Raw genomic sequence first — 15,757 nt, 5'->3', positions numbered from 1 at the left:
CAGTCAGCCGGCGTTGCGCGCCACGCCCAGGGCGCGGGCCAGCGCGCAAAAGCGTTCGAGGTCGATCTCCTCGGCGCGGGCGGTCGGGGCGATGCCGCAGCCGTCCAGCAGAGTCTCGATCTGCGGATGCAGACCGCGAAGGCTGGCGCGCAGCATCTTGCGGCGCTGGTTGAAGGCCGCCGCCGTGACCTGCGACAGGATCGTCGGATCGGCCGGAAAGCGCGGCGCGGGCAGCGCGGTCAGATGCACCACCGAGGAATGCACCTTCGGCGGCGGCACGAAGGCCTCGGGCGGCAGCGTCATCACGATCCGCGCGTCACAGCGCCATTGCACCAGCAGCGCCAGCCGGCCATAGGCCTTGCCGCCCGGTCGCGCGATGATCCGCTCGGCCACCTCCTTCTGGAACATCAGCGTCAGCGACTGCCAGAAGGGTGGCCAGGCGGGCGGTGTCAGCCAGCGCACCAGCAACTCCGTGCCGATATTGTAGGGCAGGTTCGCGGCGATGCGGATCGGCGGCGTCAGATGCGCCAGCGGATCGATCTGCAACGCATCGCCCTGCAGCACGGTCAGCCGTCCGGGATAGGCCGCGGCAATCTCGGCCAGGGCGGGCAGGGCGCGCGGATCCTTCTCGATCGCCAGCACATGCCGGGCCCCCTCGACCAGCAGGCCGCGGGTCAGCCCGCCGGGGCCGGGACCGATCTCCAGCACGTCGCAGCCCGACAGGTCGCCCGCCTGCCGGGCAATCTTCGCGGTCAGGTTCAGGTCCAGAAGGAAGTTCTGGCCCAGCTGCTTCTTTGCCTGCAGGTCATGCCGCGCGATCACCGCGCGCAGAGGCGGCAGATCGTCGAACGTGCTCATCGACCGCCGCCCCTCTTGCCCTGGTGCAAATATCCCGGGGGGTGCGGGGGGCTGGCCCCCCGCCCGTCGCGGGACGCAATCCGGCGCGCCCTCATGCGCGGCTGGCCGCCATGTCGCGCGCCATCCGCAGCGCCGCAATGGTCGAGGCCGGATCGGCGCGACCCTTGCCGGCGATGTCGAAGGCCGTGCCGTGGTCGGGCGAGGTGCGGATGAAGGGCAGCCCCAGCGTCACGTTCACGCCGCCCGCGAAATCCAGCGTCTTCACCGGGATCAGCGCCTGGTCGTGATAGGCGCAGACCGCGGCGTCATAGCCGGCCCGGGCCGGCGCATGGAACATCGTGTCGGCGGGCAGCGGTCCGGCCAGCGCCAGTCCCTCGGCGCGCAACCGGTCCAGCAGCGGGGCGATCCGGTCGCGCTCCTCGCGGCCCATCGTGCCGCCCTCGCCGGCATGGGGGTTCAGCCCGGCCACCGCGATCCGCGGCGCGGCGATGCCGAAATCGCGGATCAGCGCGGCATGGGTCAGCCGGATCGCCTGTTCCAGCACCCCATCGCTCAGCGCCGCGGGCACCTCGGCCAGCGGAATGTGGATCGTCGCCGGCACCACACGGCAGGGCGGGGTGGCGCCGGTCGTGGCCAGCATCATCGCCACCGGCACGCCGCCCGCCAGATCGGCAAGATATTCGGTATGGCCGGGAAAGGCGAAGCCCGCCCCCGCCTTCAGCGCCTGCTTGCTGATCGGCAGCGTGGTGATGGCCAGCCCCTCGCCGCGCCGGACCAGATCGACCGCGCGGGCGATCACCGCGATCACCCCCGCGGCATGGGCCGGGTCCGGTCGGCCGGGGATCGCCGGGCCGGCGAAATCATGGCGCAGCACCGGCAGATGCCCCGCCGGCACCGGGTCCGACGGCGCGCTGACCTCGTGGAAGGCGGTTCCGGGCGGCAGGTGCCGGGGATCGCCGATCCAGACGAACTCGACCCCCGAGGCCAGCGCCAGCGGCGCCAGTTCCGGGCCGATCCCGGCCGGCTCGCCACAGGTCAGCAGGATGCGCGGCGTCATCGGATCAGGGCCGCCGGATCACCGCATCGGCGCGCAGCTCGGCCAGATAGGCGTCTGCCGCGGCGGTGGCCTTGCGGTTGAAGATCTCCTCGCGCACCGCATCGCGGCTGGGCAGCGCGCCCTCGTCCGGCACCGCGGCCTCGACCCCGTCATCGGCCAGCGCGGTCGTCGCCACGCCCGCCTCGGCCTCGGCCAGCAGCGCCGGCTGGCGCGAGCACAGCATGACCAGATCGGCGCTGCCGCCGTAATTCACCACCGCCGCCTCGTCATCGTCCAGCGAGGCCAGCTGCGTGGCGATCAGCCCGGGAATGGCGTTCTGCGAGACGGTCTGGCGCTGGATCGCGGCGGCCGCGCCGCCGGCCTCGGCATAAAGCGTGTCGCAACTGCGCGCGCGGGCCGCCAGCGCCGCCGCCTCGGCGGCCGAGGCCAGCCGCAGCGTCATGTAGTCCAGCACCTGTTCGCGCGCGCCGGGCCGCAGCGTGCCCTGCGTGTCGCGCAGATGGAACAGCACCACCGCGCCCGGCACGGTCAGCGGCTGGCTGGTCTGGCCGGGGCTCAGCGACAGGATCACCGGCCGCAGGCTCGGCGGCAGGTTCTCGAGATCGATCCAGGCAAGCCGTCCGCCCGCCGCCGCCGAGCCCGAGGCCGACAGCCGCCGCGCCGCCTCGGCGAACTGCGCCTCGGTCGGGCCGCTGCCGGCGACCTCGCGGGCGCGGGCCATCGCGGCGTCCTCCTGGCCCGGCGGTGCGGGGATGATCAGTTCCGACAGCAGCACCCGCGTCACCACCGGGGTCTCGATCCGGCGCGTCAGCTCCTGCTGGATCTCGGCGTCCGAGACGCTGATCCCCGGCACGATCCGCTGGCGCACCACCGCGCGCCAGGCCACGCCCGAGGCCACGAAATCGCGAAACGCCTGCTGCTCGATGCCGGCCCGTTCCAGGACGGCGGTGAACTCGGCGGCGCCCAGCCCGGCGCGGCTGGCGAATTCCTCAAGGCCGGTCTGCAAGCCCTCGTCGGTCACCTCGATGCCCGCCTGCCGGGCCGCGAAATCGCGCAGCCGGTCGTCTATCAGCGCCTGCTCGGCGCCCGCCGCATCGGTGCCCGCCGCACCCAGCACCTGCATGAAGCGCATCCGCTGCTGCACCTCGTAGCGGGTCACTGCGGCGTCGTTGACATAGACGACCGGCTCGAACGGGTTCTGCGCCACCGCCGGCGCGCCCGCGCCCAGAAGCAGGCCCGCCGCCAGGGCGATACCGGAAAGGATGTGCCGCATCACGCTGCCCCCAAAATCATTCGTTGCGCGAGACTAGCGCAAGCAACTGCGCCGCGCCACCGTGCCCGGCCCGTCTTTCTGGCTGCCGAACCCGCCCAGCCGCACCGACAGGTCGAGGCTGGTTTCCGGGCGCACCTCGTCGGCGCGGGTGAACCGGCGCGAGACGCCCATCTCGACCGTCACGCATTCATTGCGATAGGTCACGTCCAGCGAGGCGCGCTGCGCGCGGTCGGCGGCAAAGTCATAGCGGGTCTCGGCATTGCCCCACCAGCCCTCGGCGATCTGCCAGCCCAGCGTGGCGGTCAGTTCGCTGGTGTCCTGCGGCCGGCCCTCGTCGGCATCGCTGTCGATCCACAGATGACCCGCCGACAGCTGCAGGTCGGGGCGCAGCCAGCCCAGGCGCAGCTCGTTGCGCGAGACCCGGAAGGAATCGTCGAACAGCGCGCGGTTGGCGACGGCCAGCCCGGTGCCGCTGTCGTAATGCGCCGCAAGCAGCCAGTCGGAGCGCCGTCCCGCCAGCGGCGATCCGGCCGCGAAGACGCGATCCTCGCGCGCCCGCAGCACCCGCCCGCCGGTCAGGCCCAGCGACCAGCCCGCCGGGTCGATGCGGGTCCAGCTGACGCCGACATTGGCGCGCAGCCCGGTCTCGCGCGCGTCCCAGCCCGGAAAGCGGTTGTCCGAGAACAGGTTTCCCTCGTCGAATTCGATCAGCCGGCCGTCCTCGTTGGGGATGTCGTCGTCCTCGCCGCGCGGCGACCACAAAAGCTGGGCGACCGGCTCGACCAGATGGGTGGCGCCGCCCGCGCTGCCGGCCAGTGGCCAGCGCAGCTCGACGCCGACAAGCGGGTCGACCCGCGACACCACATCGTCATAGCGGTCGTCCTGCGCGATGCGGTAGAGGTCGGCGTCCAGCCCCGCGATGGCCGCGCCGACCAGCCCGCCTGGCAGGATCTCGCTGCGCCGCCAGTCCAGCCCGACCGAGCCGCGGGCCACGTCGCGGCCGACCTCGTCCTCGTCCGAGGGGCGGCGATGGGCATGCACCGACCATTCCATCACCCCCTCGCCGCCGATCAGCCGGGGCGAGAAGCGCCGCTGCCACAGCACGTCGGCGACCTGGGCGGGCGAGGTCGCGTTGTCCTCGTCGTCGCGCAGCGAGTGGTAGTTGCCGACCCGGCCGAAGACCAGCCGGTCGCGGGTGATGCGTTCCAGGGTCAGCCCGCTCCACAGCCGGTCGGCCTCGGTGATGTCGTAATCCAGCAGGTAGCCGCGATCCGAGGCCAGTTGCAGCTGCACCCCCAGCCGATAGTCGCGCGGCAGATCGACCAGGGCATTGCCGAACAGGTAGCCGCGGGTCTCGCCGGGGCGGATGTCGTCGCGGCTGACCGCGCCGTTCCATTCGGTCACGCCGCTGCGCCAGGCGCGGCGATAGCGCAGTTCCAGCGTGCTGGTGCGGCTGGCAGACAGGTAGGGTGTCAGCGTCAGGTCGGCCTGATCGCCCAGGGTGACGAAATAGGGCGCCTTGATCCCGAAGCCCAGCCCCGAGGTGGTGCGGATCTCGGGCCGCAGGAAGCCGGTGCGCCGCTCGACCGTGGGATCGGGGGCGGTGATGGTGAAGGGCGCGGACGCGATCGGCAGGCCGAAGGCGCGCAGCTGCGGACGTTCGAGGGTCAGCAGCCGGGTCTCTGCGTCATGGGTGATGCTGCGGGCGCGGATCTCCCATAGCGGGGTGGGGTCGCTGGCGCAGACCTGGCAGCTTGATGCGACGACGCGGGTCAGCCGGGTGAACCGGCCCTCCCCGCTGCGGGTCAGTTCCTCGGCGGCCAGCTGCAATTCGCGGGCGATCACCAGCCGCGCGCCGCGGATGATGCCGTCCTGCAACTGCCGGTCCAGCTGCGCCGAATCGGCGATCAGCACCGCCTCGGCCTCGGGATCGGCGGCGCCGGGGCGCGACAGATGCACCGGCCCCTCGATGGTCAGCGCGCCGCTTTCGCCGTCCACGACCAGCCGCGAGGCGACCAGCCGCGCGCCCTGATACCACACCACCACGCCGCCGGCGGCGATCAGGGTCCGGTCGCCCTGCAGTTCCATGCTGTCGGCCAGCACCGTCGCCGCGTCCTCGGCCGCGCCCTCGGCGGGGCGGGCGGGCAGGGTGATGTCTGCATCCGGCGCCACGGTTTCCAGCGGCGCGCTGCCCGGCGTGCGGTCGCCGAGGATCGTGTCCTGCAGGGCCGGCGCGGCAGGCGCCAGCGCCGCCTCGCCCGAGGATGTGGCCAGGGGCGCCCCGGTCATCGCCGAAGATGTCGGCCGGCCGGTCTGGTCGAACAGCTGCTGCCCGGCCAGCGGCTGGGCCAGCACCGCCCAGCAGGCCAGCCCGGCCAGCAGCCCCGCCTGCCCCCGCCCCGTGATCGTCTGCCGGTCCTGCCCGCTCATCCGTCCTCCCGCTGCAGGATCAGGCCCAGCGCCAGCAGCGCGCCGACCAGCGGCGGCGTCCATGCGGCCATCGAGGGCGTGACCTGCCCGTTATCGCCGAGAACCTGCGCCAGATTGCGCAGAAAGAACAGCCCGATCCCGGCGGCAAAGGCCATCAGCACGGCGGCGCCGGTATTGCCGCCGCGGACATGGCGCATGGTGAAGGCCGCGGCAATCAGGATCATCGCCGCCATCAGGAACGGCCGCGCCAGTTCCATCTGCAGCCAGACCCGGTGCCGCGCGGCCGAGAAGCCCGCCCGTTCCAGCCCCGCGATGAAGCCCGGCAGCTGCCAGACCGGCACCGCCTCGGGCCGACCGAAGCCGTCGCGGATGCGCTGCGCGGTCAGGTCCGAGGCCAGCGTCAGGCGGTCATGGCTTTGCGCCGCCGCCTCGGGGTTGGGCTGGTCCAGCGGATAGTCGCGCACCTCTGTCAGGTGCCATTCGCCGGGCTGCAGCCGCGCCTCGCGCGCCTCCAGCCGCCGGGTCGGACCGCTGTCGGGCCCGAAGATCAGGAAGCTTGCATCATACAGCGTGGTGGCATCCGGGCTGGCGCGGCGGGCGCGGATCACCACCTGCCCGGCCTCCTCGCCGCCCTCGGTCACCGCCTGCCGCAGCCAGACGGCTTCCTCGCCGACCGAGACGGTCTGGCGGCTGCTGCGCTCGATCGCGGCCACGGCATCGTCGAAACGCTGGCCGGTGACCGCGACCAGCGGGTTCATCAGCCCCACCGCCAGCGCGCCGACCAGCGCCGCCGTCAGCGCCGGCGCCGTCACCACCTTCAGCGCCGAGCGTCCCGAGGCGCGGATCGCCACCATCTCGGAACTGCGCGCCAGCCCCAGGAACAGCGCGATCCCGGCCAGCACGGTGATCAGCGGCAGGATCGCGTAGAAGCTGCCGGCGATGTTCAGCCCGGCCAGCCGCGCCGCCCCCGCCACGCCGATGTCGCGGCTGGCAAAGCGGCGGATCATCTCGATCATGTCGATCAGCAGCAGGATCAGCAGGAACACCCCGGCGATCACCAGCAGGCTGCGCAGGAAGCGGCGCGCGACATAGCGTGCCAGGATCATGACCCGCCCCCCGCCGCCGCCTGCCCGCGCAGCCGCCGCGGCCGTGCCGCCAGCCACAGCAGCATCGCGCAGAGCCCCGCCCCGACCAGCGCCGGCAGATACAGCACCGGCCACAGCGCCGCATCGCGCCCGGCCCGGTCGGCTGCGGCATTGGTCAGGAACTGCACCACGATCAGCGCCAGGATCGCCCAGACCACCTGCCGCCAGACGCCAAACCGCGAATAGCCGCCGATCAGCAGCGTGGCAAAGCCGATCAGCGCCGCGATCGGCGACAGCAGCGGCTGGGCAATGCGCTCATGCGCCTCGCGCCGCGCCTCGGCGGGGGTGGCGCCGGTGGCCTGCAGCAGCGCCGCGTCGGGCAGCAGCAGCCGCAGCGTGCCATAATCGCGCAGGTCGCGCCCCTGCCGCCCGACGCTGCCCAGCATCGCGCCGATGTCATAGCTGAGTTCCTCGAACCGCGTCACCGACAGCCGCCGCGTCTCGCCGTCGAGGCGCAGGTTCTGCGACATGCCGCGCAGCAGGATCAGCACCGGCCCGGTCTCGGCGCGCACCACCAGCGCCTCCTCGGCGCTGTGGATGGTCTGGTTGTCGGGATCGCGCGCATCCTCGATGAACAGGTCCAGCAGCCGGCCGTCGCTGGCGATGTCGCGGATGAACAGCGTCAGCCCGTTCGAGGGATACTGGAAGCTGCCCGGACGCAGGAACTGCGCGGTGACATTCTCGGCGATCTCGGCCTGCCGGTCGGCCAGCCGCGCCCGCGCCATCGGCACCAGCGCATGCACCAGAACCGCCACCATCAGCGCGACGAACAGCCCGAAGACCAGCACCGGCCGGGCCAGCCGCCAGGGCGACAGCCCCGCCGACTGCATCGCCACCAGTTCGGATTCATTGGCCAGCCGGTTGGTGCCATAGGCCGTCGCCGCGAAGGCCGCGACCGGCAGCACCACCGAAATCACCAGGGGCAGCGTCAGCGCCGTGAATTCCAGCACGACCAGCGCCGTCTGGCCATCGTTCAACAGGTCGTCGAACAGGCTGACGGCGCGGTTGATCCAGTAGACCGACACCAGCACCAGCGCGAAAAAGCCGAACAGCGTCAGCATCTGGCTGAGGATATATCGGTCGATCCGGGGCATCGGCGCGGGGCTGTCCTGCAAGGGCGTTGCGACCTGATTAGCCGCAAGGGCGGCTATGGCCAAGGCCCGGCGGCGGGTCTAGGGTCTCGCCAACCCAAGATGCGAGGAGCCGAGATGACCCATCCCGTCGAAATCACCTTCACCGAGATCGCCGCCGATCGCCTGGCGGGTCACGAGGGGCGCGTTGCGCTGATCCTGGGCGGCGACGGGCGGCTGCCGGCCGGCCTGCCGCGCCCGGCCCGCGAGGCGGCGCAGCGGGCGCTGGCCTCGAAGGCCGGCAAGGCGCTGAAACCGGGTGCGGCGCTGGAACTGGCCTTTCCCGCCGGCATGGCCGCCGAGTCGCTGATGCTGGTGTCGCTGCCGCCGAAATCCAGCCTGACCGAGGCCCGCAAGGCCGGTGCCGCGATCGGCGCCAGGCTGGGCAAGACGCATACGCTGGTAATGGCCGGCGGCCACAAGCAGGCGGCCGAGATCGCGCTGGGCATCGCGCTGCGGGGCTATGACTTCTCGGTCTATCACACCCGCTCGCAGTCGAACGGCGCCGAGGATGACACCGAGGCCGCCCTGCCGCCGCAAAGCGTGTCGCGGCAGGGGGCCGAGGGCGATGCCCGGCTGACCGACGCCGCCTCGCCCGGCGAGGCGGCGGGCGATGCGGGCGCGGATGCTGCCAACGGCGCCGAGCCGGTGTCGGACAAGGCCCGCGTGACCTTCATGGCCAAGGACCCCGAGGCGCTGGCCAAACAGGCCCGGCACGGCGCGGCGGTGGCCGAGGGCGTGTTCTTCACCCGGGATCTGGTCAACGAGCCGGCCAATGTCCTGACCACCAGCGATTTCGCCGACCGGCTGAAGGCGATGGAGGAAATCGGCCTGACCGTCGAGGTGCTGGACGAGGACGAATTGGCGGCGCTGGGGATGCGCGCGCTGCTGGCGGTGGGTCAGGGCAGCGAATCGCCCTCGAAGGTGGTGGTGATGCGCTGGAACGGCGGCGGCGATCAGGCGCCGCTGGCGCTGGTCGGCAAGGGCGTGGTGTTCGACACCGGCGGCATCTCGATCAAGCCGGGCGCCGGGATGGAGGAAATGACCATGGACATGGGCGGCGCGGGCGTCGTCGCCGGGGTCATGCGCACCCTCGCGCTGCGCCGGGCCAGGGCCAATGTCGTCGGTCTTGTCGGTCTGGTCGAGAACATGCCCGATGGCCGCGCCTACCGGCCCGGCGACATCCTGAAATCGATGAAGGGCGACACCATCGAGGTGATCAACACCGACGCCGAGGGGCGTTTGGTGCTGGCCGACGTTCTGTGGTATGCGCAGACCCGGTTCCAGCCCAGCGCGGTGATCGACCTCGCCACGCTGACCGGGGCGGTGATCATCGCGCTGGGCCACGACAATGCCGGGGTCTTCGCCAATGACGACACGCTGGCCGGCCAGATCCTCGATGCCGCGCGGGCCGAGGGCGAGGGGGCGTGGCGGCTGCCGCTGGGGCCGTCCTATGACGGGCTGATCAAGTCGCGGCTGGCCGACATGAAGAACACCGGCGGCCGGGCGGCGGGCAGCATCACCGCGGCGCAGTTCCTGCAACGCTTCATCCGCAAGGACCAGGCCTGGGCGCATATCGACATCGCCGGGGTGGCGCTGCCGCCCGCGGCCACCGATCTGGCCCCGAAGGGCGCGACCGGCTGGGGGGTGATGACGCTGGACCGGCTGGTGCGCGACCGCTTCGAGACCGAATGAGCCGCGCAACGCGCGCAAGCGGTGTACAGCCTGTGCACACCCGGTGCATCGCCGGTGCACGGGCTGTGCGCGGTTTCGGCCAGCATTTGCAGGGCGTTTCACGCGGGACGGTCGTGGCGCCTGCGCCCGCAACGCGCGCTGGCGTTGCGCAACGCTAGGGCCGGATCATGGGCAACGCGCTGTTCTATCACCTGATCCGCTCGCCCGCCGAAAAGCTGCTGCCGGTGCTGATCGGCAAGTCGCTTCAGGCCGGCTGGCGGGTCGAGCTGCGCGGCACCGATCCGGCGCGGATGGACTGGCTGGATCGCCAGCTGTGGCTGGATGACGGCTTTCTGCCCCACGGCCTTGCCGGCGGCGCGCATGACGCCCGCCAGCCCGTGCTGCTGACCCTGCCCGGACAGGCGCCGGCCAACGCGCCCGCCTGCCTGATGACGCTAAACGGCGCCGAGGTGACGCCCGACGAGGTGGCCCGCCTCGACCGCGCCTGCCTGATCTTCGACGGCGGCGATGCCGGCGCGGTGGCCCGCGCCCGCGACCAGTGGCGCGGCCTCACCGGCGCGGGCATCACCGCCGAATACTGGTCCGACGAGGACGGCCGCTGGCTGCGAAAACGCTAGGGCGGCGCCACAGTCGCGTCCGAAAAGCGTCATACGCCAGCGGTTTGTGCTGATTCTCGTGGCGCAAAGCCGCGCCAGCCTGCACAATTCGCCCATGCGTTTCGGCCCGAGAGGCGAATCATGGACGGTGGCGCGCCGCACAGCACTGATGAATTCATAGCCCGGCTGCAGGAACTTCACGGCAGCCTGCCCAAGCGGCTGCGCCAATGCGCCGAATACGCCGCCCGCCAGCAGGCGCGGCTGGCGCAGGCGACGGTGGCCGAATTCGCCCGCGGTGCCGGGGTGCCGGCCTCGGCGGTGGTGCGGTTCTCGCAGGCGATGGGGTTCTCGGGCTATTCGCAGATGCGCGACCTGTTCCGCAGCCCCTTCCAGATGCCGCGCCCCGACTATGCCCAGCGCCTGCAGCAACTCAGCCGTCAGGGCGCGGCCCGCCCCGCGGGCCTGCTGGCGGAATTCACCGAGGCCGGGCGGCTGTCGCTGGAACGGATGCTGGACACGGTCGACGGGTCCGATTTCGACCGCGCGGCGGGGATGCTGGCGCGGGCCGGCGTGATCCATGTCGTCGGCCACGGCCGCTGCTTTGCCGCCGCCGCCCATACCGCCTACATCCTCGAACGGGTCGAGGTGCCGGCCCTGCTGCATGGCGCCTTCGGGCAGATCAGCGGCGTGACCTCGGTGCGCGGCGGCGATGCGGTGCTGGCCATCTCCTTCTCGCCGCCCGTGCAGGAAACGCTGGATTTCTGCGCCGAGGCGCAGCGCGCCGGCGCGCAGGTCGTGGCGATTGCCGATCCCGGCGTGGCGGCGCGGCTGGGCAGCGGCGCGTTGTGCCTGAACCTGATCGAGGTCGAGGCGGCGGGCTTTCGCCCGATGACCGCCACCTCGATCCTGGCGCTGGCGCTGGCTGCCGCGACCGGCGGCCTGCGGGCCCTGGGCCAGGCCGCGCCGACCGGGGATGGTCAGGCGGCCTCGGCGTGACCGGCCAGCCGGGCATGCAGATCCTCGCGGCGCAGCTGGGCCTTGGTGCCCTGCGCCACGGCGCGACCCCGTTCCAGCACCAGGAACTCGTCGCCCAGATCCCAGGCAAAGTCGAAATACTGCTCGACCAGCACGATGGCCATGTCGCCGCGATCGCGCAGCGCCGCGATGACCCGGCCGATCTGCGCGATGATGTTGGGCTGGATGCCCTCGGTCGGCTCGTCCAGCAACAGCACGCGCGGCTTGGTGATCAGCGCGCGGGCGATCGCCAGCTGCTGTTGCTGGCCGCCTGACAGATCGCCGCCGCGCCGGCCGGCCATCTCGGCCAGCACCGGAAAGCTGTCAAAGATCTCGTCGGGGATGCGCCGTTCGGCGCGGGGCAGGCAGGCAAAGCCGGTCTCCATGTTCTCGCGCACGGTCAGCATCGGAAAGATCGCCCGGCCCTGCGGCACATAGCCGACGCCCAGCCGCGCCATCTGCTGGGCGTTCACGCGCCCCAGATCGGTGCCGTCAAAGCTGATCGTGCCGCCCGATCGCGGATGCCGCCCGGCCAGCAGGTTCATCAGCGAGGTCTTGCCGACGCCGTTGTTGCCCATCACGCAGGTCACCGCGCCGGGGCGGGCGGTGATGTCGATGCCATGCAGGATCTGGCTTCCGCCGTAATGCAGGGTCAGGTTTGCAGCGTTCAGCATGTCAGCGCCCCAGATAGACTTCGATCACGTCGGGATTTCGGGTCACATGGTCTAGGCTGCCCTCGGCCAGGACCGAGCCCTGATGCAGCACGGTGACCTTGCAATCCAGCCGCCGGACGAAATCCATGTCGTGTTCGACCACCACCACCGCGCGGGTTTCGGCCAGCCGTCGCAACAGCGTCGTGGTCTGTTCGCGTTCGGCAAGGGTCATCCCGGCGGCGGGTTCATCGACCAGCAACAGGCGCGGCTCCTGCGCCAGCAACATGCCGATTTCCAGCCATTGCTTCTGGCCGTGGCTCAACTCGCCCGACTTGCGGTCCAGTTGATCGGCCAGCCCCACCTCGGCGGCCAGTTCGGCCACCCGCACCGCCGATCCGCGCGAGGGCCGCCAGCCCAGCACCGCGAAGGGGTTGCGATTGGCCTTCAGCGCCATGGTCAGATTGGCGGCGACGGTCTGATCCTCGAACACGGTAGGGCGCTGGAACTTGCGGCCGACGCCGGCGCGGGCGATCTGCGCCTCGTTCATCTTCAGCAGCGATTTCGACGGCTCGCCCCACAGCACCCGGCCCTCGTCCGGCCGCGTCTTTCCGGTCACGATGTCCATGAAGGTGGTCTTGCCGGCGCCGTTCGGGCCGATCACCGCGCGCAACTCGGCCTCGCCGATGTTGAAGGACAGGTTGTTGATGGCGCGGAACCCGTCAAAGCTGACCGAGATGCCGTCGACTTCCAGAAGCGACCTCATGCCTTGGCCTCCTGTTCCTGCAGCGCGCCGAGGTCGGGGCCAAGATCACGGCCATGCCGGCGCGGCGGCAGGATGCCGGCCAGCCAGTCGAACAGCCCCGAAATGCCCTTGGGCGCGAACAGCGTCACCAGCACGAAGGACAGGCCAAGCGCCACCTGCCACCAGTCCACCCATTTCACGACATAGCCCGGCAGCGCCAGGTCGGGCGCGCGGCCCCCGGTGAACCAGCTGGACAGCAGCGACACCACGACGGCGCCGATCACCGCGCCATAAAGCCGCCCGCGCCCGCCGATCGCCACCCAGACCGCCAGGTAGATCGAGGCGATGGGCGCCAGTTCCGCGGGGTTGATGATGCCGGCCTGCGGGTAATACAGCGCCCCGGCGATGGCGGTAATCATCGCCGCGAGGACAAAGACCACCAGCTTGAAGCCCTCGACCGGGTAGCCGAGGAACCGCACGCGGGTCTCGTCGTCGCGGATGGCGCGGATGACGCTGCCGAACTTGCCGCTGACCAGCCACGCGGCCAGCAGATAGCCCAGGCCCAGGGCCGCCGCCGAGGCCCACAGGAACCAGACCGACAGCGTTGCCTGGCCCACGGCGTCAAGGCCGGGGATGTTCTGCAGCCCCGACAGCCCGTTATTGCCGCGAAATCCGCTGTCGTTCTGAAACAGCCACAGCGCCAGCGCCAGCGTCATCGCCTGGGTCAGGATCGACAGGTAGACGCCGTTGACGCGCGACCGGAAGGCCAGCCAGCCGAACAGCAGCGCCAGAAGGCCCGGCACCGCGACGACAAGGATCAGCTGCGCCGTCAGGCTGTGGGCGAGACCCCAGACCAGCGGCAGGTCGGCGGATCCGACGACCCCGAAGATCTGGTTGGCCACCGCCTGTTGCAGTTCCAGTGGCGTCGGCGGGATCGGGTTGTTGGCAAGGCTGGCGGCGACGATGGTTTCGGTGCGCGCATACATCAGCCACTGCCCGATCATGTAGCCGCCAAGCGCGAAGAAGGCCATCTGGCCCAGCGACAGGATGCCGACATAGCCCCAGACCAGATCCATCGCGACGGCGGCCAGCGCCAGGCACAGCGTCTTGCCCAGGATCTTCACGGTCGAGGTCGGGATCAGGCCGGTGCCATAGGCCTGGCTCAGCAGGGTGACGGCCAGGGTGAAGGCTGCCAGCAGGCCCAGCACGACCAGCACCGAGGGGTTCTGCAGAAGGAAGGGCTTGCGGGTCATGGTTTCACGCCTCCGCCGCGCGGCCCTTTTGCGGGATGATCCCGCGCGGCCGGAACTGGATGAAGATGATGATGAACAGGATCATGAAGGTCTGCGCCGCCAGCGTGTTGCCGGGGTTCAGCGATTCGACCACCTTGGAAAAGCCGCCGATCAACCCGGCACCGGCCAGCGTGCCCCAGATCGTGCCGACGCCGCCGACCACGACGGTCATGAAGCTTTGCACGATGTAGTCCTGGCCCAGCTCGGACGTGACCTTGGCGAACAGCCCGATGGCCACGCCGGCGATGCCCGCGATGCCCGAGCCGAGGCCGAAGGTCATCATCGCGATGCGGTCGGGGTTGATGCCCATGCTGGCCGCCATGCCGGGGTTCTGGGTGACGGCGCGCACCTCCAGCCCCAGCCGGGTGCGCTTCATGATGAACAGGAACAGCCCCAGGAACAGCAGCGCCAGCACGAAGATCGCCACCCGGATGGTCGAGATCGAGATCACGTCGTTCACGGTGATCGCGCCTTCCAGCCAGGCGGGCGATGTAAGGGGCCTTGCCTGCGTGCCGAACACGTTCTTGGCGATCTGCTGCAACGCGATGGACACGCCGAAGGTCGCCAGCAGGGTTTCCAGCGGGCGATGCGCCAGATGCCGGATCACCAGCCGGTACAGGACCACGCCGGCCAGGAAGGTGACCGCGAAGGCCAGCGGCAGCGCCACCAGCAGCGACAGGGTGCGCCCGGCGATCAGGGTCTGCACCACATAGCCGGTATAGGCGCCCATCATGATGAACTCGCCATGCGCCATGTTGATGACGCGCATCACCCCGAAGGTGACGGCAAGCCCGATCGCGGCCAGGAAGTAGATCGATGCCAGCGACAGCGCATCAAGGCCAAGGTCGATGCCCTTCATCGCCGCCAGCCGCACCTGCGCGCGGGTCTGGGCGGCCCGGGCGGCGTCGGTCACGGCGGCGTCGGCCTCGGCATAGACCTCGAAATAGCGGTGGGCGTCGATGGCTGCCTGCGCCTCGGCCTCGGTCGCGGCGGGGGTGACGGTGCCTGCGGCTTCCAGCGCCTCGTAGGCGCGGTCGCGGGCGGCGGGATCGGCCAGGTCGGCCACCGGCACGCCACCGGCGCGGCCATCGACGATGTTCGCGGCCAGTGCGTCGCGTTGCGCCGCAAGGGTCAGGCGGGGCTGCGCCGTGCCATTGGCCTTCAGCAGGTCATAGGCCGCGTCGCGCGACAGGGCGTCGCTGCCCGGGGTGATCTCGCGGGCGATGTTGGCGTCTGCGGGCGGCTCGGTCGCGGCCATCACGCGGGTCGCCAGCAGCGGGTTCAGCGCGGCGCGGAAATCCAGGCTGACATCGCCGCTGAGTGCCTCGATGGCCGCCACGCGGGCGGCGGAGTCGGAATCGTGCTGGATGGTCAGCAGGGTCTGCAGCCGATCCTTGCGGGCCTGAAGCGCGGCATCGGGATCGGCGGGCGCATCGCGCAGCGCCTGAAGATGCTCGGCGGTGCCCGACCGGGCGATGGCGTCCAGCGCGGCGGCGCGGATGCGCGGCTCGGGATCCGACAGCTGGCTGACGACAAGCGCCGATTCGATCACCCCGCGCACGCCCGAATTGGGGCGCAGCATGTCGGGATCGGCGCCCGCGACCGCCGCGCCGGTGGCCGCGTCGGTGGCGTCGTCGCCCGTCACGATCAGCAGCCGGCCATCCTCGGTCACGCCCAGGCGGCGGTCGGCCCAGGCAGCCAGCAGGGCCGCGCCCTCGGGTCCGGTCGCCGCGATCTGCGCCACCAGCGGCGCGACGGTGCGGCGCGAGGGCTTGCGGATCTGGTCGATATTCTCGGTGATGACGGCCTGCAATTGCGGGTTGGCCAGCGCCGGCGCGCCAGGAAGGGCCAGCATCAGCGCAAGGGCAAGCC

General features: G+C 71.2%; 13 protein-coding genes. 3 read left to right on the top strand and 10 right to left on the bottom strand.

The genetic code is table 11. From position 1 onward, the window contains the following. Nucleotides 1–3 precede the first annotated feature (3 nt). The 6 genes from rsmA to lptF form a co-directional block, all read right to left on the bottom strand. Nucleotides 4–858 carry a 16S rRNA (adenine(1518)-N(6)/adenine(1519)-N(6))-dimethyltransferase RsmA gene (rsmA, locus tag Q5Y72_RS07220; protein ID WP_305962729.1) on the bottom strand — a complete coding sequence of 285 codons (855 nt, stop codon included), beginning with the start codon at nucleotides 856–858 and terminating at the stop codon, nucleotides 4–6. A 91-nt stretch (nucleotides 859–949) separates the two neighbouring features. Next, on the bottom strand, nucleotides 950–1,915 hold the full coding sequence (pdxA, locus tag Q5Y72_RS07215; protein WP_305962728.1) for a 4-hydroxythreonine-4-phosphate dehydrogenase PdxA: 966 nt from the start codon (nucleotides 1,913–1,915) through the stop codon (nucleotides 950–952). Nucleotides 1,916–1,919: 4 nt separating this feature from the next. After that, complete coding sequence (locus tag Q5Y72_RS07210; protein ID WP_305962727.1) at nucleotides 1,920–3,188, bottom strand: peptidylprolyl isomerase; 1,269 nt, start codon at nucleotides 3,186–3,188, stop codon at nucleotides 1,920–1,922. Nucleotides 3,189–3,221: 33 nt separating this feature from the next. Then, entirely contained in the window at nucleotides 3,222–5,618 is a 2,397-nt protein-coding gene (locus Q5Y72_RS07205; protein ID WP_305962726.1) for an LPS-assembly protein LptD, read from the bottom strand. Beyond that, nucleotides 5,615–6,724, bottom strand: a complete 1,110-nt coding sequence (gene lptG, locus Q5Y72_RS07200; protein ID WP_305962725.1) for an LPS export ABC transporter permease LptG — start codon at nucleotides 6,722–6,724, stop codon at nucleotides 5,615–5,617. The genes Q5Y72_RS07205 and lptG overlap by 4 nt, the downstream gene beginning before the upstream one ends. Beyond that, nucleotides 6,721–7,857, bottom strand: a complete 1,137-nt coding sequence (gene lptF / locus Q5Y72_RS07195; protein WP_305962895.1) for an LPS export ABC transporter permease LptF — start codon at nucleotides 7,855–7,857, stop codon at nucleotides 6,721–6,723. Before lptF ends, lptG begins: the two co-directional genes overlap by 4 nt. 114 nt (nucleotides 7,858–7,971) lie before the next feature. Between lptF and Q5Y72_RS07190 the strand changes: the two genes are divergently transcribed. The 3 genes from Q5Y72_RS07190 to Q5Y72_RS07180 all read left to right on the top strand — a co-directional run bounded on the left by Q5Y72_RS07190 (nucleotide 7,972) and on the right by Q5Y72_RS07180 (nucleotide 11,180). Next, nucleotides 7,972–9,588 (top strand): leucyl aminopeptidase, encoded by a 1,617-nt coding sequence (locus Q5Y72_RS07190; protein WP_305962724.1) that lies wholly within the window; start codon nucleotides 7,972–7,974, stop codon nucleotides 9,586–9,588. Between the two features lie 167 nt (nucleotides 9,589–9,755). Then, entirely contained in the window at nucleotides 9,756–10,205 is a 450-nt protein-coding gene (locus Q5Y72_RS07185) for a DNA polymerase III subunit chi (RefSeq protein ID WP_305962723.1), read from the top strand. Nucleotides 10,206–10,325: 120 nt separating this feature from the next. Beyond that, nucleotides 10,326–11,180, top strand: a complete 855-nt coding sequence (locus Q5Y72_RS07180) for a MurR/RpiR family transcriptional regulator (protein ID WP_305962722.1) — start codon at nucleotides 10,326–10,328, stop codon at nucleotides 11,178–11,180. Here Q5Y72_RS07180 and urtE read toward each other — a convergent pair. The 4 genes from urtE to urtB are packed head-to-tail and all read right to left on the bottom strand — an operon-like array spanning nucleotide 11,162 to nucleotide 15,740. Then, a complete protein-coding gene (gene urtE / locus Q5Y72_RS07175) occupies nucleotides 11,162–11,872 on the bottom strand; it encodes an urea ABC transporter ATP-binding subunit UrtE (RefSeq protein ID WP_305962721.1) in 711 nt (236 codons plus the stop codon). The two genes, Q5Y72_RS07180 and urtE, sit on opposite strands and share 19 nt — an antisense overlap. A 1-nt stretch (nucleotide 11,873) precedes the next feature. After that, entirely contained in the window at nucleotides 11,874–12,614 is a 741-nt protein-coding gene (urtD, locus tag Q5Y72_RS07170; protein ID WP_305962720.1) for an urea ABC transporter ATP-binding protein UrtD, read from the bottom strand. Further along, nucleotides 12,611–13,846: an urea ABC transporter permease subunit UrtC gene (gene urtC / locus Q5Y72_RS07165; RefSeq protein ID WP_305962719.1), complete on the bottom strand. Its 1,236-nt coding sequence runs from the start codon at nucleotides 13,844–13,846 to the stop codon at nucleotides 12,611–12,613. The genes urtD and urtC overlap by 4 nt, the downstream gene beginning before the upstream one ends. A gap of 4 nt (nucleotides 13,847–13,850) precedes the next feature. Then, the gene (gene urtB, locus Q5Y72_RS07160; RefSeq protein WP_305962894.1) at nucleotides 13,851–15,740 is read right to left on the bottom strand and encodes an urea ABC transporter permease subunit UrtB; all 1,890 of its coding nucleotides are present in this window, start codon (nucleotides 15,738–15,740) and stop codon (nucleotides 13,851–13,853) included. Between the last annotated feature and the right edge of the window lie 17 nt (nucleotides 15,741–15,757).

The organism is Paracoccus spongiarum (assembly GCF_030732095.1).
Lineage (GTDB): Bacteria > Pseudomonadota > Alphaproteobacteria > Rhodobacterales > Rhodobacteraceae > Paracoccus > Paracoccus spongiarum.
Note: the sequence above shows the minus strand (reverse complement) of the source record. Positions and strands in the feature narration are given on the sequence as shown.

Bases quoted from the DNA above. Each gene is read 5' to 3' on its own strand.
- lptG (WP_305962725.1), bottom strand. From the start codon at position 6,724: ATGATCCTGGCACGCTATGTCGCGCGCCGCTTCCTGCGCAGCCTGCTG.
- urtD (WP_305962720.1), bottom strand. From the start codon at position 12,614: ATGAGGTCGCTTCTGGAAGTCGACGGCATCTCGGTCAGCTTTGACGGG.
- Q5Y72_RS07205 (WP_305962726.1), bottom strand. From the start codon at position 5,618: ATGAGCGGGCAGGACCGGCAGACGATCACGGGGCGGGGGCAGGCGGGG.
- Q5Y72_RS07180 (WP_305962722.1), top strand. From the start codon at position 10,326: ATGGACGGTGGCGCGCCGCACAGCACTGATGAATTCATAGCCCGGCTG.
- Q5Y72_RS07210 (WP_305962727.1), bottom strand. From the start codon at position 3,188: ATGCGGCACATCCTTTCCGGTATCGCCCTGGCGGCGGGCCTGCTTCTG.
- rsmA (WP_305962729.1), bottom strand. From the start codon at position 858: ATGAGCACGTTCGACGATCTGCCGCCTCTGCGCGCGGTGATCGCGCGG.
- lptF (WP_305962895.1), bottom strand. From the start codon at position 7,857: ATGCCCCGGATCGACCGATATATCCTCAGCCAGATGCTGACGCTGTTC.
- pdxA (WP_305962728.1), bottom strand. From the start codon at position 1,915: ATGACGCCGCGCATCCTGCTGACCTGTGGCGAGCCGGCCGGGATCGGC.
- Q5Y72_RS07190 (WP_305962724.1), top strand. From the start codon at position 7,972: ATGACCCATCCCGTCGAAATCACCTTCACCGAGATCGCCGCCGATCGC.
- urtB (WP_305962894.1), bottom strand. From the start codon at position 15,740: ATGCTGGCCCTTCCTGGCGCGCCGGCGCTGGCCAACCCGCAATTGCAG.
- urtE (WP_305962721.1), bottom strand. From the start codon at position 11,872: ATGCTGAACGCTGCAAACCTGACCCTGCATTACGGCGGAAGCCAGATC.
- urtC (WP_305962719.1), bottom strand. From the start codon at position 13,846: ATGACCCGCAAGCCCTTCCTTCTGCAGAACCCCTCGGTGCTGGTCGTG.
- Q5Y72_RS07185 (WP_305962723.1), top strand. From the start codon at position 9,756: ATGGGCAACGCGCTGTTCTATCACCTGATCCGCTCGCCCGCCGAAAAG.